This is a genomic window from Rhizobium sp. Root1204 (assembly GCF_001424965.1).
Classification (GTDB): Bacteria; Pseudomonadota; Alphaproteobacteria; order Rhizobiales; family Rhizobiaceae; genus Pararhizobium.
Map to the genome: position 1 here is coordinate 585101 of NZ_LMCZ01000001.1, position 20005 is coordinate 605105.

Genomic DNA, 20005 nt, shown 5'->3' on the forward strand with positions numbered 1-20005 from the left:
AAGAGGACATGACGATGCGCGACATCATGGGCATGATGGGCAAGGTCAAGGAAATGCAGGCCAAGATGGAGAAGATGCAGGAAGAGATTTCTGCGCTTGAAGTCGATGGTTCTTCCGGCGGCGGTCTCGTCACCGTGCGCATGGACGGCAAGGGCAACCTCAAGGGCCTGAAGATCGACCCGTCGCTGTTCAAGGAAGACGATGTCGAAATCCTCGAAGACCTGATCGTTGCCGCTCACAAGGACGGCAAGGACAAGGCGGAAGCCATCACAGCCGAAAAGACCAAGGCGCTGACCGCCGGCCTGCCGATCCCGCCCGGCATGAAGCTGCCTTTCTAGGCGTTTAGCATCGCCTCATTCTTCAGGTAGAAAAGCCGCGCCGACGATGCGGATTTTGCGCGGCGGCGCGGGCACGAAGGTTGTTGTGCCACGAAGGCTGGTATCGCCGAGCAGCGCCACATCCATGACGGCATCTTCTGCCGATTGCGCCGCCTCGACGATCCCGGTGCCTGAAACAGCGGCGCCGGTAACCGGTGTCTTTGCCAGCACTGTCTTGTAGAACCGGTTCATGTCGCAGGTCTTGAGCGGCGATGCCGTCCGGTAGGCTCCGGCATGCGGCAGTTCGGCATACCGTGCACCCGTCGTTACCGAGATCATCTCATCGGTATTCCCAGCACTCGTTATCCTGTAAACATCCATCGCCGGATCATCGCAGATGAATTTGCACTGTGCCGCGATCGCCTCCATATCGCCGGCGGTGTTGTAACCGGAATTGGGTGTCGGAAAAGAATAGCCGTCCGAGAGCCGGACACATCGTGTTTCGATCTTGGCGCTGATCCTTGGCAGAGCGTAGCCTGCCATTACGCCACGGGCCGCAGCCGGAACCGGCCGACGAAGCGGAGCGCGCTCGGCGACGGCCTGCTTCGCGCAAACCTGCTGAGAAACGCCAGACAGAGCGGCCAGGCGGGCGCTCGTTTCCGCGATGCGGCCAGCAATCTCGCGGCAGGCAAAGGTTTTGCTGGCAGCACAGCTATATTTCACCTGGAACGCCCGGTTGGCCGCGATCTGCCGTTGCAGCCGCGAAAATTCGGGACCGCCCGAGGTTCTTGACGCGGAACACTGTCCGGCCTCTGCGCCGCTCACATCGGCCGCCAGCATCAGGAAGGCGGCCGCAACGATCGCGGTCGTTCGTCCCAAGCAATCTGCAGTTCCTGTGAACCCGCTCATGTGGAAAACCCTTGCCACGTTCCAGCCATAGACGCAGCTGTCCCGGCGCCCCTGTCATTGCCAAGTTCGCTGTGTTCTCGCTGTGTCTGTACAGGCATCGACCTCTCGCATCAGGAAAAATGCCCTGCGCGACAAGGGTTCTCATAGGTTGAGGCCGGGTTGAAAGGAAGCGGAACTTCAGCGAATGGTTAAGGTCGCAGGCAGTAGCACGAACGCGGCTCAACCGCTAATCATGGCTCTCAGCTTGTAATGGATCGGCGCCGCGATGTAGCGGGCGCGGTCTTCATCGGAGAGGTTCTTGCCGTATGTGTGCAGCAACTCCGGCATCAGCACCGGCATACCGGAATAGGCGTGATAGGTGACGGCGTCCCCTGCCTGAACGACGCCATCCTTGAGAACGCGGCAATAGAACCCTGGCCGTCCTGCCCTGGCAAAGCGCTTGGCAAAGCCGGGATCGTCCATGCGACCAGCCAATGTGGCGCAGGGGATGCGGGCTGACGTGACCTCAAGCTCGACCGTCTCGATGACAAACCGGTCGCCGACAGAAATCTTGCGGCTATCGGCACCGTCGATCACCAGATTTTCGCCGAAAATTCCCGGTTCCAGAGCGCGGCCAAGTTCCTTCGACCACCAGTCAAGATCGATGGAGCCCAGCGCATAGACGGCCTGATCGACGCCGCCATGGTGTTTGCGATTGCAGATCTTGTCGCCGATCAATCCCTCACGGTCGATCATGATGCCTGCCTCTACCGGATGCTTGAAGATGCCGGTCCGGTAGGATTTACCGGGCAGGATTTCGGCATTGCCGGTGCAGACGGCGACGATTTTCATGGGCGGCACTTTCTTTTCAGCGATTCCGTTCCCGGGAGATATGGAGTAGAACCGCCGCATGGCAAAGCGAGTCACCGGTCCCGAAATTGAAAAACTCATCCAGCTCCTGGCAAAGGTGCCCGGGCTCGGGCCGCGTTCGGCCCGGCGCGCCGCCCTTCATCTGGTCAAGAAGAAGGATCAGCTGTTGGGTCCCTTGGCCGACGCCATGGGCGAAGCCCACCGCAAGGTGCGCATCTGCTCGTGCTGCGGCAATGTCGACACGATCGATCCCTGCAGCGTCTGTTCCGACGACCGGCGCGACAATTCGGTCATCATCGTCGTCGAGGACGTCTCCGACCTCTGGGCGTTGGAGCGCGCCAGCGCGATGAACACGGCCTATCATGTGCTTGGCGGTACGCTGTCGCCGCTCGATGGCGTCGGGCCCGACGACCTGAACATCAAGGGTCTGGTCGAGCGGGTGAGCAAGGGCGGCGTGCGTGAACTGATCATCGCCGTCAACGCCACCGTCGAAGGCCAGACGACAGCCCACTACATTACCGACCAGCTCGACGGCCTCGGCGTCAAGATCACCCGGCTTGCCCACGGCGTGCCGGTGGGCGGCGAACTGGATTATCTGGATGAAGGCACGCTGACAGCGGCCTTGAGGGCGAGGACGGCGATTTGAGGACGCTTTTGAATGTGCCGAGCCCTACCCCTCTCTGTCACAGAGCCGGTCCTCGGGCTTGCCGCAGGCAAGACCCGGAGGTGACATCTCCCCCACAAGGGGGGAGATCATTCTTTTCCCTCGCATCCTCGGTGGTAAGGCGGGCAATAAGTCCGAGGCCAATCTCCCCCCTTGAGGGCGAGATGTCGGCGCCGACAGAGGGGGGTAAGGCGCAGCGAACACTGACGATGATAGTTGCGGCAATCCTCGCACTCTCCCCGATCCCCGTCCTCGCGGCCTCCAAAGCCGAAACCGAATCTCAATTCCGCCAATGGCTGCAGACCGATCTGTGGCCGCAGGCGCAGAAATCGGGCATCTCCGCCGCCGCCTTCAAGGCTGCCTTCACCGATGTGAAGCTCAACTGGGACCTGCCGGACCTTGTGCCTCCAGGCAGCAAGCCACCCGGCGAACAGAAGCAGAGCCAGGCGGAGTTCTCTTCGCCCGGTGCTTATTTTTCCGAACAGCGGCTACAGGGCCTGGCGGCGACCGGCCGCGCCCTTGCCAAGGAAAATGCTGCGACGCTCCGGCGGATCGAGAAGACCTATGGGATTCCAGGTCCGATCGTCGTTGCTATCTGGGGCCGCGAATCCGGCTTCGGCCGGGCGAAAATCCCGCATCCGATTATGGATGTGCTTGCCACTAAGGCCTTCATGTCGACCCGCGGCGATCTGTTCAAGCGCGAGCTGATCGCGGCGCTGCACATTCTCGACAGCGGCGACGTGAAGGAGGCCGACATGCGCGGCTCCTGGGCCGGCGCCATGGGCCAACCACAGTTCCTGCCGACCAGTTTCCTCAAATATGCCGTCGATTTCGATGGCGACGGCCGCCGTGACATCTGGAAATCGACGCCCGATACGCTGGCCTCGATCGCCAATTACCTGTCGAAAAAAGGCTGGCAGCGTGGCCGCGACTGGGGTTTCGAGGTCTATATTCCTGCGAACGTCACTTGCGCGCAGGAAGGCCCAGACCTGGCCAAGCCGATCTCGCAATGGGCATCCGATGGCATCGAACGCGCCTCCGGGAAGGCGTTTCCGGCCAGCGAAGCCAAGGCCGATGGCATGATGCTGGTCCCGGCCGGCCGCCATGGCCCGGAATTCATCGTCACGCCCAACTTCTACGTCATCAAGGAATACAACAACTCCGACCTCTATGCGCTGTTCATCGGCAACCTGGCCGACCGGATCGCCTCGGGTGGCGGCGCTTTCAGGCGTGAGTTCGGCGATGTCGGCAAGATGCTCCGCTCAGACGTCCTGAAGATGCAGAAATCGCTGGAAAAACAGGGCTATGATATAGGCAAGGCCGATGGTCTGGCCGGTTACAAGACCCGGCGCTCGATCGGCGCCTGGCAGGCAAAGAACGGCATCGAGCCGACATGTTTCCCGCAAAAAAGCCTGTTGGGAAAACTATAGCGGGCGAAACCGTGTTCAATTTCGTCCGGCATAATTGTCAGGCGGCGGAGAGGCTGGTTTCGAGCAGATTCAGGATCGCCGTCCAGCCCTGTTCGTGGCCTCGCCGCGCTTCCTCGGATTTGAATTTCACCTGTTTCAGGGTGATTTCCGTCGTGCCGGTATCGACTTCAGCGAGATCGATGGTGACGACGCTGTCGTCGAGCGAGTACGGCGACTCCCAGGTGAAGGCAAGGCGTGAGAACGGGTCTATCTCAAGATAGATTCCCGCATGTGGGATGTCTTTCTCGGCCGTCACCATGACGATCGAGAAACGGCCGCCCTTCACCGGATCGTTCGTGACTTTGGACTGCGCGGCTCCCCCCGAAGGCACCGCCATGAATTTTGCCAGCATCACCGGTGAAAGCCAGGCGTTGAACACTTTTTCGCGCGGTGCCGCGATTGTGCGGCTGACCGTCAGCTCAAGCTCCTTCATTGTCTTCATCCTTTGAAACGAGTAGGTTTTCGAGCGCCGTCAGGCGCAATTCCCAGATGGACTTCAATTGCGCGAACCAGTTTTCTGTCAGCTTCAGCGGATCGAGTTCGGCTGCGATGAAATGCTCGCGGCCCAAGGTCCGGCGGGTGACAAGTCCGGCCTCCTCCAGCACCTTGATGTGTTTGGAGACGGAATTCAGCGACATGTCGAAATGGGCGGCGAGCGCCGTCACTCTCAATGCACCTTCCTGAACAAGCAGCGTCAGGATGCGTCGCCGGGTCGTATCGCCGGCGGCCTTGAGAACCCGTGACAGATCATCTTCGTCCATTCATTCACCCTAACAGTTGAATATACAAAACAAGGGCTATAGTCAACCATACGGGTGAATATTATCAGCTTTCCCGGTTTTTGGACCTGATGGAGCAAGTGAAGAAAGGCCGGTATGCGGGTTGCAAACCGGCCTTTCGAGCAATAACGGACACTGCAGAGCGCTCAGTGCATGTCCATCTGCTGCTTGTAGCGCTCATATTCGTAAGGAAGAATCGTCTGGCGCTCGATCATTCTGTGCACGCGGGGGGCGGTATCACCGCGATGCAGGGCGAGCAGGCGGTCGCCAATCTCAGCATCCGCCTGTGTCCGGCGCTGGTTGTGGCGGACATATTCCACCCAGGTCGGTACGTGATAGGTTTCGGTCCATGTGGTCGGGTTTTCCAGATCCCGCATCAATCCCCATTGGCCGGCGCCGTCGCGGATGCGGATACGCCGGCGCTCGGCCATGGCGGTGAGGAATTCCGGCACGTCGCCGTCGGCGATCTCGTAATCGATCATCACCACGATTGGGCCGCTGCGCGGCTTGAGGTCGAGCTTCAAAAGCGGCTCGGAAAACCGGTTGAGAGGATCGAGATTGAGCGACTGGAACTCCGGCAGCGGCAGGCGCAGCCCGATGGCAGCGCCGACGATCATCAGACAGGCCGAGACGATCAAGGCATTTGCCGGGCCGTGGCTTTCGGCCAGTTGCCCCCACATCCAGCTGCCTGAAGCGATGCCGCCGAAGGTGGTGGTCTGGTAGAGCGACAGCGCGCGGCCAACCACCCAGCGCGGCGTCGAGAGCTGCACGGTGGTATTGAACAGCGACAGCGCCAGTACCCAGCCGGCGCCCGACAGAAGAAGCGCAAGGCTGGTGAGCCAGCCATAGGGGCTGAGCGCCGTCACCACGCTGCTGACGGCAAAACCGGCAAAGGCGATGCGCACGATCCATTCGCTCGACAGGTGCTCCCGCAGCCGGGCGCTGAGCAGAGCCCCGCCGATGGCGCCAAGGCCGAAGGCACCCAGCATGATGCCGTAGGTCAACGGTCCGCCGGCGACCAGATCGCGGGCAACCAGCGGCAGAAGAGCGAGAATGGCGCTGGCGGACAGACCGAAGACGAAACCACGCACCAGCACCTTGCCGATATTCGGCGACATGGCGACGTAACGCAGACCGGCGGAGATCGCCCGGCCCATCGATTCGCGCGGCAGCGCCGACAGCGTTTCTTCGCGGCGCCAGCGCAACAGTGCGTAGATGATGGCAAAATAGCTGAGCGTATTGGCAGCAAAAGCCGCGGCGGCCCCGGCTGCCGCGACGATCACGCCGCCGATCGCCGGGCCGACCGAGCGGGTGATGTTGAACCCCATGCTGTTCAGCGCGACCGCAGCCGGCAGTACGTCGCGCGGCACCATATCGCCGACCGAAGCCTGCCAGGAAGGGTTGTTGAGCGCCGTGCCGCAGCCGATCAGGAAAGTGAATAACAGCAGCAGCCAGGGCGTAATAATGCCAAAATAGGCACAGAGCGTCAGAAGTGCCGAGATGCAGAGCATGAAACACTGGCCAACCAGCATGATGCGGCGCCGATCGAAATTATCGGCAAGCGCGCCGGAAATCAGCGAAAACAGCATGATGGGCAGCGAGGTCGAGGCCTGCACCAGCGCCACCATGTTCACGGAATCCGTAATCGAGGTCATCATCCAGGCGGCGCCGACGGCCTGGATCAGTCCGCCAAAATTGGAGGCAAGACTTGCCACCCAGATAACCCGGAACGTATCGTGCTTGAACGGCGCCAATGGCGATAGTCTGTGCGGCAACGCGCTTTCCCACCCTAGTCTGTGATTTGAATCGTCTTTGTGACGCCCAATCTAAGCCAGATGACAGGCCGGGCAAGTAAAAGCGCTGCCATCGGCAGGATTTCACCACTTCACGGTCTGAATCCGCGTTTTGCAGGCCTGACAGCGGGATACCTTGCATTTGCCGACAATCGAGCGTATATGACCCTCAAATTCTTGATCGGTTGATGAAGAGTGGGCCCGTCAGGACCCGCTCTTTTTTATTACCGATGTTTTGGGAGAGCATCGTTTGTCCGATACGACAACGGCAGAAAACACACAGGAACCACGCCTGGTCACCGAGACCGGGATCGATCGGCGCATCGCCGACATCGTCGAGCCCGTGCTCATTCCGATGGGCTATCAACTGGTGCGCGTGCGCCTGTCCTCGCAGAATGGCGCAACGCTGCAGATCATGGCCGAGCGGCTTGACGGCACTATGACCGTGGACGATTGCGAAGCGATCTCGACGGCGATCTCGCCGGTTCTGGACGTGGAAGATCCGGTCGATCGGGAGTATCATTTAGAAGTATCGTCGCCGGGAATCGACCGGCCGATGGTGCGCAAGTCCGATTTCACTCGCTGGTCCGGCCACCTGATCAAGTTCGAAACGTCGGTCCTGGTTGACAGCCGCAAGCGTTTCCGCGGTAAAATCGTGTCGGCCGACGACGAAAGTTTTACGATCGAGCGCGATCAACCGGCCCCCGGCGAAGAGCCGCGCGTGGTCATTCCCTTCACGGCGCTGGCCGAAGGCAGGCTGATCCTCACGGATGACCTGATCCGCGATGCGCTGACAGCAGACAAGAAGGCAAAGGCAGCCCAGGCTGCCAACGAAAACTTCGAAGACGAAGATTCGCCGATCAATTGAGTTCATGGGCGTGGGACGCTTCCAAGTGAGGCCCCGGCAATCAGACGGAGACTTTAATATGGCAGTGAGTGCTAACAGGCTCGAACTTCTGCAGATCGCGGATGCCGTCGCGCGCGAAAAAGTGATCGACCGCGAAATCGTTCTGGCCGCCATGGCCGACGCGATCCAGAAGGCCGCCCGCTCGCGCTACGGTTCGGAGAGCAACATCCGCGCCGACATCAATTCCAAGACCGGCGAAATCCGGCTTCAGCGCCTGCTCGAAGTCGTCGAACACGCCGAAGACTACTCGACCCAGATTCCGCTGGAACTGGCCCGCGACCGCAATCCGGACGCCATTCTCGGCGACTTCATCGCCGACCCGCTGCCGCCGATGGATTTCGGCCGTATCGCCGCCCAATCGGCCAAGCAGGTCATCGTCCAGAAGGTGCGTGAAGCCGAGCGGGACCGCCAGTTCGACGAATTCAAGGATCGCATCGGCGAAATCGTCAACGGCACGGTCAAGCGCGTCGAATATGGCAATGTCATTGTCGATCTCGGCCGTGGTGAAGGCATCATCCGCCGCGACGAAATGATCCCGCGCGAAAACATGCGCTACGGCGACCGCGTCCGCTCGTATGTCTACGACGTGCGCCGCGAACAGCGCGGCCCGCAAATTTTCCTGTCGCGTACCCATCCGCAGTTCATGGTGAAGCTGTTCACCATGGAAGTTCCGGAAATCTACGACGGCATCATCCAGATCCGTTCGGTTGCCCGTGACCCGGGTTCGCGCGCCAAGATCGCCGTCATCTCGAACGACTCGTCGATCGATCCGGTCGGTGCCTGCGTCGGTATGCGCGGTTCGCGCGTTCAGGCCGTTGTCGGCGAATTGCAGGGCGAAAAGATCGATATCATTCCGTGGTCCCAGGATCCGGCATCGTTCATCGTCAACGCGCTGCAGCCGGCTGAAGTCTCCAAGGTCGTTCTCGATGAGGATGCAGAGCGCATCGAAGTCGTGGTTCCGGATGAACAGCTCTCGCTGGCCATCGGCCGCCGCGGCCAGAACGTCCGCCTCGCATCGCAGCTGACCGGCTGGGATATCGACATCATGACGGAAGCCGAAGAATCGGAACGCCGCCAGAAGGAATTCAACGAACGCACCGCGCTGTTCATGGAAGCCCTCGACGTCGACGAGATGGTTGGCCAGGTTCTGGCTTCGGAAGGCTTTGCCGCCGTCGAAGAGCTTGCCTATGTCGAACTCGACGAAATTGCCTCGATCGAAGGCTTCGACGAGGACACAGCCAACGAACTGCAGACCCGCGCCCGCGAATATCTCGAGCGCCTGGAAGCCGAAATGGATGCCAAGCGCGTCGCCCTCGGCGTTTCCGACGACCTGCGCTCGATCAACGGCATGACCGGCCAGATGCTGGTTGCGCTGGGTGAAGACGGCATCAAGACTATGGAAGACTTTGCAGGCTGCGCCGCTGACGATCTCGTCGGCTGGTCGGAACGCAAGGACGGCGAGACGAAGAAGTTTGAAGGCCTGTTCTCCAAGCTCGAAATCTCCCGCATCGATGCCGAACGCATGGTCCTGCAGGCGCGTCTTGCCGCCGGCTGGATCACCGAAGAAGACCTGGCACGCGAAGAAGAAGCGCTCGAAGTCGTGGAAGGCGCGGAACAGGACGCCTGAAGGCGTTCTGACCGTGAATCAAGCTGATGCTGCTTGAAGATCGCCATGTTGATTGAAGACAAGGACCCTGCCGGGGACATCGATGGTGAAGCAGTGAATGGCCGCATGTGCATCGTGACACGGCAGAGCGGAACACCGGAAACGCTGATCCGCTTTGTTGCCGGGCCTGATGGCCGGGTGGTGCCGGATTTGAAGAAGCAGCTGCCGGGTCGCGGCTGCTGGGTAACGGCGGAGCGGGCGGTGCTGGAAAAGGCAATCGCCAGGAAGCTGTTTGCCCGCGGGCTCAAGAAGGCGGATGTGACCGCCGGACCGGAGCTTGCCGATGAGGTGGACCGGCTGCTGTCGATGCAGCTTGGCGGCATGATGAACCTGGCGCGCAAGGCGGCACAGTTCATCACCGGCGCCTCGAAGGTCGAGCAAGCCGTGCGTGGACTGGCGGCGCTCGCCACATTCCATGCGGTGGATGCCGCAGCCGATGGGGTGCGAAAGATAGACCAGGCGCGCAAAGCGATGAGCTTTGTCGTCGATGATGGACAGGAAATACCCTCCTTTCGCTTCTTTACCGAGGCTGAAATGGAAGGGCTTTTAGGCCAGAATGCTTTTATCCATGCCGCAGCGCTTGCAGGGCAGGCGGGTGAGGGTGTAGTGAAGCGCGCAAACATGCTCGAACGATATCGGGGAACCGTCCCTGCTCGAGCCGTTGGCGCCGAATCTGGCTTGCCGACACAATGACGGGGGTCACCGGCGAAGGCCGGCACAACCGCGATTGCAAAACAGAAATTGAACGGCGGGGTCTGGTGATACGCATCCGGCCCTGATCTTAGGAACGGAACGGAATGACCGACAACAACGACGACAAGACATTCGGCGGAGCCAAGAAGACGCTTACCCTGAAGCCTTCCGGGGTGAGTCAGGGAACTGTTCGCCAGGACATGGGTCGCGGCCGCACGAAGGCTGTCGTGGTCGAAACGCGCAAGCGGCGGCCTATGCGGCCGGAAGACGAGAAGCCGGTCGTTCCGATCGCAACACCTGCTGCCCCTGTGGCACGCGTGGTCGAACCGCAGCGCCCGGCACCTGTGCCGCAGCAGCAACAGCCTGCGCGCCCGGCCCAGCCACAGCAGCAGCCGCGTCAGCAGGACAATCGCCAGGATAACAGCAACCGTCCGCGGGTCGGTGTAGTTCTCAACCAGCTTTCTGCTGGTGAGATCGACGCCCGCCGCCGTGCGCTGGCCGAAGCCCAGATCCGCGATGCCGAAGACGCCAAGCGCCGCGCTGCCGAAGAGGCACGCCGTGCCGCTGAAGAAGCCGAGCGTCTGAAGGCCGAACAGGCTGAAGCAGCCCGTCTCGCCGCCGAAGAGGCAGCCCGAACCCCTGCAGAACGCGAAGCCGAAAAGGCCGCAGCTGAAGCGGCAAAGGCCGCCGAAGTGGAAGCCGCCGCCGTTGCTGCGCGCAAGGCGGAAGATCAGGCCCGCGCCCAGGCAACAAAGCCTGCAACTACAACAACAGCAGCCACCCCGGCCGCTGGTGCCCGCCGCAAGACGGAAGGCGAGGATGACGAAGCTCGTCCGAACCGTGGCGCCACCACACCGGTGCGCGGCAAGGTCGTCCGTCCGGAGCCTGCCAAAGCTCCTGCCCGTCCGAAGACGGAAGAAGAACGCCGCAAGGGCAAACTGACACTGACTGCCGCTCTCGATGACGACGGCAATCCGCGCGGCCGCTCGATGGCTGCGACGCGCCGCCGGCAGGAAAAGTTCCGCCGCAGCCAGATGCAGGAAACCCGCGAAAAGGTCATGCGCGAGGTTATCCTGCCGGAAACCATCACCATTCAGGAACTGTCGCAGCGTATGGCTGAACGGGCCGTCGACGTGATCAAGTACCTGATGAAGGAAGGCCAGATGATGAAGCCGGGCGACGTCATCGACGCCGACCTTGCAGAACTCATCGCCGGCGAATTTGGCCATACTGTCAAGCGCGTTTCGGAATCCGACGTCGAAGAAGGCCTGTTCAGCGCCAAGGACGATGGCGATATGCAGCCGCGCCCGCCGATCGTGACCATCATGGGTCACGTCGACCACGGCAAGACCTCGCTGCTCGATGCCATCCGCAAGACCCATGTCGTATCGGGCGAAGCCGGTGGCATCACCCAGCATATCGGCGCCTATCAGGTCGAGCAGAACGGCAACAAGATCACCTTCATCGACACCCCCGGCCACGCCGCCTTTACCGCGATGCGTGCCCGTGGCGCCCAGGCGACCGACATCGCGATCCTCGTGGTGGCGGCCGACGACAGCGTGATGCCGCAGACGATCGAATCCATCAGCCACGCAAAGGCTGCCGGCGTTCCGATCATCGTGGCGATCAACAAGGTCGACAAGCACGAAGCCGATCCGCAGAAGGTGCGCAACCAGCTGCTGCAGCACGAAGTGTTCGTGGAAACCATGGGCGGCGAAGTGCTCGACGTCGAAGTCTCGGCCAAGACCGGCCTCGGCATCGATAAGCTGCTCGAAGCCATCCTGCTGCAGGCCGAAATCCTCGACCTGCGCGCCGATGCAGACCGCACGGCAGAAGGTACCGTCGTTGAAGCCCAGCTCGATCGCGGCCGTGGTGCAGTTGCCACCGTTCTCGTTCAGAAGGGTACCTTGAAGCCTGGCCAGATTATCGTTGCCGGCGATCAGTGGGGCCGTGTGCGCGCGCTGGTCAACGACAAGGGCGAACACGTCAAGGAGGCGCCTCCGTCGATGCCGGTCGAGATCCTCGGTCTTTCCGGTACGCCGCTGGCGGGTGACAAGTTCGCTGTCGTTGAGAACGAAAGCCGTGCTCGCGAAATCTCCGAATATCGCCAGCGCCTGACCCGCGACAAGGCCGTTGCCCGCGCAACCGGTCAGCGCGGCTCGCTCGAGCAGATGATGATGACGCTGCAGAATACCGGCCTCAAGGAATTCCCGCTGGTCATCAAGGGCGACGTGCAGGGCTCGATCGAAGCCATTGCCGGCGCACTCGACAAGCTGGGAACCGACGAGGTTCGTGCCCGCATCGTGCATTCGGGTGCCGGTGGTATCACCGAATCCGACATCTCGCTGGCGGAAGCATCGAACGCGGCCATCATCGGCTTCAACGTTCGTGCCAACGCCCAGGCCCGCACGGCCGCAGAACGCGCCGGTATCGAGATCCGCTACTACAACATCATCTACGATCTGGTGGATGACGTGAAGGCAGCGATGTCGGGCCTGCTGTCGCCAGAACGCCGCGAAACCTTCCTCGGCAATGCCGAAATCCTGGAAGTGTTCAACATCACCAAGACCGGCAAGGTCGCGGGTTGCCGGGTCATCGAAGGCAAGGTCGAACGCGGTGCAGGTGTGCGTCTGGTTCGCGACAACGTCGTTATCCACGAAGGCAAGCTCAAGACCCTCAAGCGCTTCAAGGACGAAGTTTCCGAAGTGCCGATGGGCCAGGAATGCGGTATGGCCTTCGAGAACTACGAAGATATCCGCGCCGGAGACACGATCGAGTGCTTCCGCGTCGAGCATATTACCCGCACGCTGTAAGCGCTTCCGGGTTAAACATATCGTTTCAAAATGGCGGCTTCGGCCGCCATTTTTCTGTCTGGCTTGCCGCCAATCAGAAGAATTCAGGCAAAAAAGCGCCACGAATGTTTCCACCCGCGGCGCGCCAATCGTTCAAGTCTTAGATCTGCTTACCGATCTTCGCATCAACCGACTGGGTGTTGGAACCACGGATTGCGAAGAAGAAGAAAATCGCGGCCCAGAGGATGGATTTCTCGGCGCCACCCAGGCCCTCAGCCTTCACGACGCCGTGGAAATATACGGTCACCAGCAGCACAATCATCGCGGCAAAGGATGCCGGGCGGGTGAAAAGCCCAATCGCGATCAGGATGCCACCGAAAAATTCCGTCGCGGCCAGCAGCGGTGACCAGAAGACGCCGGGGTAGAAGCCCAGGCTTTCGACCATGCCGACGGCACCCATTGGATTGATGATCTTGCCATAGCCGTGGGTGACGAGCAGAACGCCGGCAACCACGCGCAGCAATGTTTCGGCCGTCGTATCGAGCGGCAGATAGAACCGCTGCAGGGCGGGCAGCATGGCTGGCGGCCGGGTCGATGTAAGGTCAGTCATGTTGGCTCCTCTTGATTTTTGCAACGCCGCATTCTGTTGCCGCGAAAATTGCACCAATCAAGGAAGGCTCCCGCCAAAACATGATAAATTTAGTTAACAATGTTGTGAGGCATTCTTGATCACGTGCTGTTGCGGCCTCCTCCGCCGATGGATAACGTCCGCCAGCCTGATATCGCTACGGAAACCGCCATGACAGAAAAGCCACGTATCGCCATTCTCTACTGCACCCAGTGCAACTGGCTGCTGCGTGCTGCCTGGATGGCGCAGGAGCTGCTCTCCACCTTTGGTGACAGCCTGGGCGAAGTCGCCCTCATTCCCGGCACCGGCGGCAATTTTGAAATCCATGTCGGCGAGACGCTGATCTGGGAACGCAAGCGCGACGGCGGCTTTCCGGGGCCGAAGGAATTGAAGCAGCGCGTTCGCGACGTGATCGAACCAGGACGCGATCTCGGCCACACCGACCGGACCTGACACCTTGACCGCAAGTCTGCTTTTCGGCGTTTTCAGCGCCGCCTTTCTCTCCGCCACGTTGTTGGTCGGCGTCTCCGAAGCCGCATTGATCCTTGCCGCCCGGCAACCGGATGCGCAGATCATCGCTCTCTTTCTGGCCGCGACGGCGGGTAATGTGCTGGGCGCGGTTGTCAATTTCGTTCTCGGCCGCTTTCTGCTGCGTTTCGAGCATCGCCGCTGGTTTCCGGTCAGCCCGCTCAACCGGAAGCGGGCAGAGGCGCTGTTTGGCCGTTATGGCCGGCCTATCCTGCTATTCTCGTGGCTGCCCGTGGTCGGCGACCCGCTGACGCTGGTGGCGGGGCTTCTGCGTACCCCTTTCCCTGTCTTCATTGTCTATGTGACGATTGGCAAGGCGGCGCGCTATGCGGTGTTGTTATGGGCGTGGGACACGTTGACCACCTGACCGCCGCTCAAGTCAAAAGCGAAGAATGTTCCGCCGCGTTGTCCAACATGCGCCGTTTAGAAAGATTAGTCCTTCTGCAGACGCCGCTATGAGAAAGCATCCGCTCAGCACTTAGCCAAGAACGAAATTTCGAAATCCCGCTATCTGGTTCCGCATTTCACCGGAAGGGGTTTACTTGGTCGGTACTCCTGCTTCACATAACGGCCAGTATTTTTGTTTATTGGTGCTTTCGTGGCCATCCGGCTGCAAATTTGATGTCATTCGGCGTCCCAGCTGTTCAAGTGGCAGGATGCTCCCTTATTTCCTTTGATCACTCATGTGATTACTAAATCCTGGCAACGAAGCGGAGAATGGATTGAGTTTGAAATTCGGCACCAGCGGTCTGCGCGGCCTATCCATCGACCTCAACGGCCCTCCCGCCGCCCTCTACGCGACCGCGTTTGCCCGCTATCTCCTCTCGTCCGGCCAAGCGAAAATCGGCGATCCGATCCTGCTGGGCCGGGATTTTCGCGCCTCCAGCCCGGAAATTTCAGCGATCTGCGCTGGCGCATTGACCCGCTGCGGGTTGACCGTTCTCGATTGCGGGACCGTACCGACGCCGGCTCTCGCCCTTTATGGATTGGAGAGCGGTGCAGCAGCATTGATGATCACCGGCTCGCATATCCCCGCCGACCGCAACGGCATCAAGTTCTACCGCCCGGACGGGGAAATCTCCAAGATCGACGAGGACGCAATCGGCGCGGAAGCAGCAGCGCTCATGGCCCGCTCGGTCCCGATCGATGCGACGCCCGGCCCGGCCGCCGACCATGCCCGGCAGGCCGAGGCACTTTTCCTGGCCCGCAACGCCGCAGTCCTTCCCGCAGGCGCTCTGACCGGCCTGAAAGTCGGCGTGTATCAGCACAGCACCGTGGCACGCGACCTGTTCGTCGAGGTTCTGAGGGATTACGGCGCCGATGTCGTTGCACTTGGCCGCTCCGCCGATTTCATTCCAGTCGATACCGAAGCCGTTTCGCCCGCAACCATCGACTTGCTCAAGACATGGGCGGCCGAGCATCAACTCGACGCGATCGTCTCGGCCGATGGCGACGGCGACCGCCCGCTTGTCAGCGATGAAACCGGCCTACCGTTGCGCGGTGATCTTTTGGGCCTGATCGCAGCACAATTTACTGGCGCGACTGTTGCCGTGACGCCTGTCACCTCCAATTCGGGCCTTGAGGGCCAGCCAGGCCTCTCCATCCTGCGCACGCGCGTCGGTTCGCCATTTGTCATCGAGGGCATGCTGGAGGCGGTCCGCAACGGGAAAACCGGCGTCGTCGGCTTCGAGGCCAATGGCGGCACCCTGACCGCCACGGATTTCACCCTCAACGGCACCAAGCTTAGAGCCTTGCCAACGCGCGACAGCTTCCTGCCGGCGCTTGCCGTGCTTTCACTTGCCGCACGCAGCCAGCAGCCTCTCTCATCGCTTGCAGCAGGCTTTGCCCTGCGGGTGGCGCTGAGCGACCGGATCGAAAATTTTCCATTGGAGACGAGTGCTGCGCTGATGAGCCATCTCCGCTCAGGCCCGGACAATCTGGCAAGTTTTCTCGCCCCCATCGGAAAGCCGGAAACGCTCAGCGACGTCGACGGGTTGCGCGTGACACTGACCGATCGCAGCGTCGTTCACTTCCGCCCCTCGGGAAATGCACCGGAAATGCGCTGCTATGCGGAGGCGGAAACAGCCGATCAGGCAAAGCAGGTCCTCGAACAGGGGCTCGCTTGCATTCGCGCCTTTGGCGAGCGGCAGCCGGCAGCGTGATTGCAGCAAAGCTCGGCGAAATTGTTTGGGGAAAAATCATTCCCCTTCAACGGTTTGCTCAACTTTCCTACTCATTTTCAATGAAAAACTCAAAAACCCTGTTGACACAAAAGCGCGAGCCCCGTACACCCCCGCTCGTCGCCCAGATGGCGGAATTGGTAGACGCGCCAGCTTCAGGTGCTGGTACTCGAAAGGGTGTGGAGGTTCGAGTCCTCTTCTGGGCACCAATTTCATATTCGCAACTGCCCAGGCAGTTTCGAAGATCAAAAAAAGCCCGGTTCGCCGGGCTTTTTTTATATCTGAAATCGGACATTACCGGGAAGTTCCAAGCAACCTATCAGCCTTTGCGCGTCAGCATGACGTGGCGCGGGATTGTGCCGAACTGGCGGCGGAATGCGGTGGAAAAATTGGAAGCGGCCGAATAGCCGGCAATGGCACTTGCCTCCTGTACTGTCACTTCGCCGCCGTTCAAGGCCGCAAAAGCCCGCTCCAGCCGAAGCGTGCGGAGATATTCGAAGACGCTCTGGTTTTCAGAAATCCGAAACAGCCGCTGCAGGCCGCTGGCGCTGACACCGGCCGCGCGGGCGATCATTCCGACATTCAGTGGAGCGTCCCAGTGCACTGCGATGTAATCCTTGGCCCGATCCAGGCAGACCGCATCCTGGCGCGTGAGCAGCGCACCTCCCGGCGCACGCCGGCCGGCATGGAGCACCGCCGCCATGGTTTCGGCAACAAGCTCCACAGCGCGGCTTTCAAGGTAGAGATCGCGCATCGCCGGCAGGAGCGGCAATGGCGCAAATATCTGCCGGACGAGTTCAATCATCCGCGGTGTCAGCGTCCAGCGATGCTCGGCCAGATGCTCACGCATCAACCGTTCACCGCCCTTGGTGTCCGCGATCTCCTCCATGGCATCAAGATGCAGCCATTCCGGCGTTGCAGAAACGACGACATGCCGCAAATGCTGGCGCCCATGGGAGGCCCGCTTGAAGCTCTCCGGGTTGGCATTCATGATCGCGACGCCGCTTGCCACCCCCTTCTGCGCCTGAAACGTAAAATGCCTGTCGCCAATGGCAAGGTCGACATTGCCGTCGAGAAAGAAGATGCAGGACAACTCTTCGCCAAGCCGTGATGTCGCGGTGAAGGGCCGTTCCTCGATCGCATCGCTGACATGCAGCACCAACCCGCGGCGAAGTTCCCGATGCAGGAACTCGCCCTCCATCAACGTATCGTCGGGCGAGAGCTGGTCATCCGGGCTCTCCAGCACAACGCCGTCCTGACGCAGGAAATCGCGCACGCGCAACCGCTTGCCCGTACTGCGCAGTTCATAGCCAGCTTCCATGTCCGGTTGGATCGTGGAGGAGGTCATCGCCAACCCTTCGAAACGCATCATGCTCCCGGTTTGCACCGGGAATCTTACCAGCCGCCTTGCGCCCGTCGCCACGATGAAAACTTTGGCTACGAACAAAGATATCTGCGCGTTGCGCAAAGGTCTCTTCGTTGCCGATCATGGGACAAGTGCCCTAAAGCAATATCTTAACTTGATTTACTTGGTCAAGTTTACCAGAGATGCGAATGTGTGGGGACAAAGACATGAGCGGCGGCCAGAAAGCGGAATTTACCGTGGAATACCAGATGGGGCGGTTCAATCGAACCATCAGGCTCAACCGGAAGGACATTCTGCTGGCCTCGACGATAGCATTCGGCCTTACCATCCCTTGCCCCCATGCGTTCGCCCAGGAATCCGGCTCTGCCACGCCGCTCGAAAAGATCACGGTCGACCCGGGCAAGGACAATCCGAAAGGACCAGACCAGGGCATTGTCGCCAAGCGAACCTTGAGCGGCTCCAAGACCGACACGCCGCTTCTCGAAACACCAAGACATCAGCGTCGTCACGCGCGACCAGATGGATGCACAGGGCGTCAATACCGTGGCGGAGGCCTTGCGTTACACGCCGGGCGTCTTATCGGATCCGAACGGCTATGACATTCGCTATGACTGGCTCTACATCCGCGGTTTCAACACCTATGGCACGGTATGGCTCGACGGACTGGTCCTGCCCGGTGATCCCAGCAACTATGCGACGCCCAGCATCAACCCTTATGCGCTGGAACGCATCGACGTGATCAAAGGACCGGCATCGGTACTTTATGGCCGCTCGATCCCCGGCGGCCTCGTCAACGAAGTCAGCAAGCGGCCACACACCGAAAGCCGCAACGAACTCGGTATCGAGACCTCCTCCCATGGCGGTATCCAGGGCACGTTCGACTTCACCGGCCCGGTCAGCGAGGGTAGCGACTGGTCCTACCGGCTGACCGGCCTTGGCAAAAACATGGGCACGCAGATTGACCGGGAGCGGGAACGCCAGTTGATGCTGGCGCCGAGCCTGACCTGGGCACCGACCGACCAGACGGAACTGACGCTTCATGGCTATTACCAGAAGGATCGGCCGAAGGATTTCAACCCTCGCTTTTATCCGGCCATCGGTACCCTGATCGAAAACCCGTTGGGGCAAATCCCGCTCGACCTGTTTCTCGGAGATCCCGATGCCAGCGTCTTCGAGCGCGATTTCTACACGCTGGGCTATGAATTCTCCCACGAGTTCAACGAGACCTGGACCGTGCGCCAGAACCTGCGTTACGGCCGCTCCAGCCAGAACATGTTCCTGGTGCTCGTCAATCCAGCCTTCGCCTATCAGCCCGACGGCCATACGCTGAACCGTGCCTCGGCCATTTCCGACGACTGGGTTTCGAGCTTCAACGTCGATACCCAGCTTGAAGCCCGCTTCGATACCGGCGCCTTCGATCACACCGCGCTCTTCGGGATCGACTATCTGAGAGCCGATTCCTCGACGACGTTCGGCAATGGGTTTGCTGGCGTGCCGCCGCTCGACTATCTCGACCCGGTTTATGGCGCCGGCTCCATCCCTAAACCCGCAATCCAGCGCTCGGGGCTTCAGGAACAGCGCCAGATCGGTTTCTATCTCCAAGATCAAATCCGCTATGACAACTGGATCGGCACCTTCGGCCTGCGCTACGATCTTTCCGACATCGATACGCAAAACCGGATGCTGGCCGGATCGCCGGCCGTCTCCAATGATGATCGTGAATTGACCTGGCGTGCGGGCCTCACCTATCTGTTCGACAGCGGCATCGCCCCGTATGTCAGCTACTCCACCACCTTCCTGCCTGCGCTTGGCTCCAGCCAGGCAGGTACGCCGTTCGAGGCGCAGAAGGCCGAGCAGTACGAAATCGGCGTGAAATACGAGCCGCCCGGCGGCAATGGCATGATCACCGCTTCGCTGTTCGATCTCACCCTGGAAAACGGCCTGACGCCGGATCCCACCAGCACCCTCTACAACGTCCAAACCGGAAAGCAGCGTGTTCGCGGCCTTGAGCTTGAAGCCAAATACGAGGTGACGCCTGAACTCGACTTGCTCGCGGCCTACGCCTATTCTCACTCCGAGGTGCTCGAAAGCACGAGCGCCATCGCCAAGGGCCGCGAGATGTTGCGCCTGCCGGAGCATCAGGCCAGCGCCTGGGTAAACTATCGCCCTTCCGTTATCGAAGGCCTATCGCTCAGCGCTGGCGTGCGCATGACATCCTCCTACCAGACCGACGCCAAATATCTCGAAGAACTGCGCATTCCTGGCCGGGCGCTTGTCGATATCGGGGCCCAGTATGATTTCGGCGCCATGGATACGGCATTTTCGGGAACAACGCTTCGCGTCAACGTGAGCAACCTTTTCGACAAGGAATATGTTTCCCATTGCCTCAACATTACCGGCGGAAGCTGCAACTACGGCGCAGGCCGGGCGGTCACCGCGAGCCTGAAATACGTATGGTAATCGTG

General features: G+C 60.6%; 19 protein-coding genes and 1 tRNA gene. 13 read left to right on the forward strand and 7 right to left on the reverse strand.

Features of this window, described 5'->3' with window-relative positions; all coding sequences use genetic code 11:
• Window positions 1-14 precede the first annotated feature (14 nt).
• Complete coding sequence (locus tag ASC96_RS02865; protein ID WP_060501442.1) at window positions 15-338, forward strand: YbaB/EbfC family nucleoid-associated protein; 324 nt, start codon at window positions 15-17, stop codon at window positions 336-338.
• Between the two features lie 15 nt (window positions 339-353).
• Here ASC96_RS02865 and ASC96_RS02870 read toward each other — a convergent pair whose 3' ends face one another.
• Together ASC96_RS02870 and ASC96_RS02875 are read right to left on the reverse strand one after the other, a co-directional pair.
• Window positions 354-1196, reverse strand: a complete 843-nt coding sequence (locus ASC96_RS02870) for a DUF2865 domain-containing protein (RefSeq protein WP_060501104.1) — start codon at window positions 1194-1196, stop codon at window positions 354-356.
• Between the two features lie 249 nt (window positions 1197-1445).
• On the reverse strand, window positions 1446-2057 hold the full coding sequence (locus ASC96_RS02875; protein ID WP_060501106.1) for an MOSC domain-containing protein: 612 nt from the start codon (window positions 2055-2057) through the stop codon (window positions 1446-1448).
• A 58-nt stretch (window positions 2058-2115) separates the two neighbouring features.
• On the opposite strand from ASC96_RS02875, the gene recR reads away from it, so the two are divergent.
• Window positions 2116-2721, forward strand: coding sequence for a recombination mediator RecR (gene recR, locus ASC96_RS02880; RefSeq protein ID WP_060501108.1), 606 nt, complete (start codon window positions 2116-2118; stop codon window positions 2719-2721).
• A gap of 227 nt (window positions 2722-2948) precedes the next feature.
• The gene (locus ASC96_RS02885; RefSeq protein WP_060501444.1) at window positions 2949-4169 is read left to right on the forward strand and encodes a lytic murein transglycosylase; all 1221 of its coding nucleotides are present in this window, start codon (window positions 2949-2951) and stop codon (window positions 4167-4169) included.
• A 37-nt stretch (window positions 4170-4206) separates the two neighbouring features.
• Here the strand turns inward: ASC96_RS02885 and ASC96_RS02890 are convergent, their stop codons facing one another.
• From ASC96_RS02890 to ASC96_RS02900, 3 genes are all read right to left on the reverse strand, one after another.
• Entirely contained in the window at window positions 4207-4641 is a 435-nt protein-coding gene (locus ASC96_RS02890) for an SRPBCC domain-containing protein (protein ID WP_060501110.1), read from the reverse strand.
• Entirely contained in the window at window positions 4628-4969 is a 342-nt protein-coding gene (locus ASC96_RS02895; protein WP_060501112.1) for a metalloregulator ArsR/SmtB family transcription factor, read from the reverse strand. The genes ASC96_RS02890 and ASC96_RS02895 overlap by 14 nt, the downstream gene beginning before the upstream one ends.
• 164 nt (window positions 4970-5133) lie before the next feature.
• A complete protein-coding gene (locus tag ASC96_RS02900; RefSeq protein WP_060501114.1) occupies window positions 5134-6762 on the reverse strand; it encodes an MFS transporter in 1629 nt (542 codons plus the stop codon).
• A 268-nt stretch (window positions 6763-7030) separates the two neighbouring features.
• On the opposite strand from ASC96_RS02900, the gene rimP reads away from it, so the two are divergent.
• The 4 genes from rimP to infB all read left to right on the forward strand — a co-directional run bounded on the left by rimP (window position 7031) and on the right by infB (window position 12859).
• On the forward strand, window positions 7031-7648 hold the full coding sequence (rimP, locus tag ASC96_RS02905; protein WP_060501116.1) for a ribosome maturation factor RimP: 618 nt from the start codon (window positions 7031-7033) through the stop codon (window positions 7646-7648).
• Window positions 7649-7706: 58 nt separating this feature from the next.
• Window positions 7707-9314, forward strand: a complete 1608-nt coding sequence (gene nusA, locus ASC96_RS02910; protein WP_060501118.1) for a transcription termination factor NusA — start codon at window positions 7707-7709, stop codon at window positions 9312-9314.
• Window positions 9315-9359: 45 nt separating this feature from the next.
• Window positions 9360-10046 carry an RNA-binding protein gene (locus ASC96_RS02915; protein ID WP_060501119.1) on the forward strand — a complete coding sequence of 229 codons (687 nt, stop codon included), beginning with the start codon at window positions 9360-9362 and terminating at the stop codon, window positions 10044-10046.
• A 104-nt stretch (window positions 10047-10150) separates the two neighbouring features.
• Complete coding sequence (gene infB, locus ASC96_RS02920) at window positions 10151-12859, forward strand: translation initiation factor IF-2 (protein ID WP_060501121.1); 2709 nt, start codon at window positions 10151-10153, stop codon at window positions 12857-12859.
• A gap of 139 nt (window positions 12860-12998) precedes the next feature.
• On the opposite strand, the gene ASC96_RS02925 is transcribed toward infB, so the two are convergent.
• Window positions 12999-13448, reverse strand: coding sequence for a DoxX family protein (locus ASC96_RS02925; protein ID WP_082511906.1), 450 nt, complete (start codon window positions 13446-13448; stop codon window positions 12999-13001).
• A gap of 189 nt (window positions 13449-13637) precedes the next feature.
• On the opposite strand from ASC96_RS02925, the gene ASC96_RS02930 reads away from it, so the two are divergent.
• The 4 genes from ASC96_RS02930 (at window position 13638) to ASC96_RS02945 (ending at window position 16383) form a co-directional block, all read left to right on the forward strand.
• Window positions 13638-13919, forward strand: coding sequence for a SelT/SelW/SelH family protein (locus tag ASC96_RS02930; RefSeq protein WP_060501123.1), 282 nt, complete (start codon window positions 13638-13640; stop codon window positions 13917-13919).
• Window positions 13920-13923: 4 nt separating this feature from the next.
• Window positions 13924-14361 (forward strand): YqaA family protein, encoded by a 438-nt coding sequence (locus ASC96_RS02935; RefSeq protein WP_082511907.1) that lies wholly within the window; start codon window positions 13924-13926, stop codon window positions 14359-14361.
• Between the two features lie 355 nt (window positions 14362-14716).
• Window positions 14717-16156: a phosphomannomutase gene (locus ASC96_RS02940; protein ID WP_060501124.1), complete on the forward strand. Its 1440-nt coding sequence runs from the start codon at window positions 14717-14719 to the stop codon at window positions 16154-16156.
• 140 nt (window positions 16157-16296) lie between these two features.
• Window positions 16297-16383, forward strand: a tRNA-Leu gene (locus tag ASC96_RS02945).
• Between the two features lie 110 nt (window positions 16384-16493).
• On the opposite strand, the gene ASC96_RS02950 is transcribed toward ASC96_RS02945, so the two are convergent.
• Entirely contained in the window at window positions 16494-17546 is a 1053-nt protein-coding gene (locus ASC96_RS02950) for an AraC family transcriptional regulator (protein WP_060501126.1), read from the reverse strand.
• Window positions 17547-17746: 200 nt separating this feature from the next.
• On the opposite strand from ASC96_RS02950, the gene ASC96_RS33620 reads away from it, so the two are divergent.
• Together ASC96_RS33620 and ASC96_RS02960 are read left to right on the forward strand one after the other, a co-directional pair.
• Entirely contained in the window at window positions 17747-18139 is a 393-nt protein-coding gene (locus ASC96_RS33620; RefSeq protein WP_244481798.1) for a hypothetical protein, read from the forward strand.
• Complete coding sequence (locus tag ASC96_RS02960) at window positions 18060-20000, forward strand: TonB-dependent siderophore receptor (protein WP_060501131.1); 1941 nt, start codon at window positions 18060-18062, stop codon at window positions 19998-20000. The genes ASC96_RS33620 and ASC96_RS02960 overlap by 80 nt, the downstream gene beginning before the upstream one ends.
• The last annotated feature ends 5 nt before the right edge of the window (window positions 20001-20005 follow it).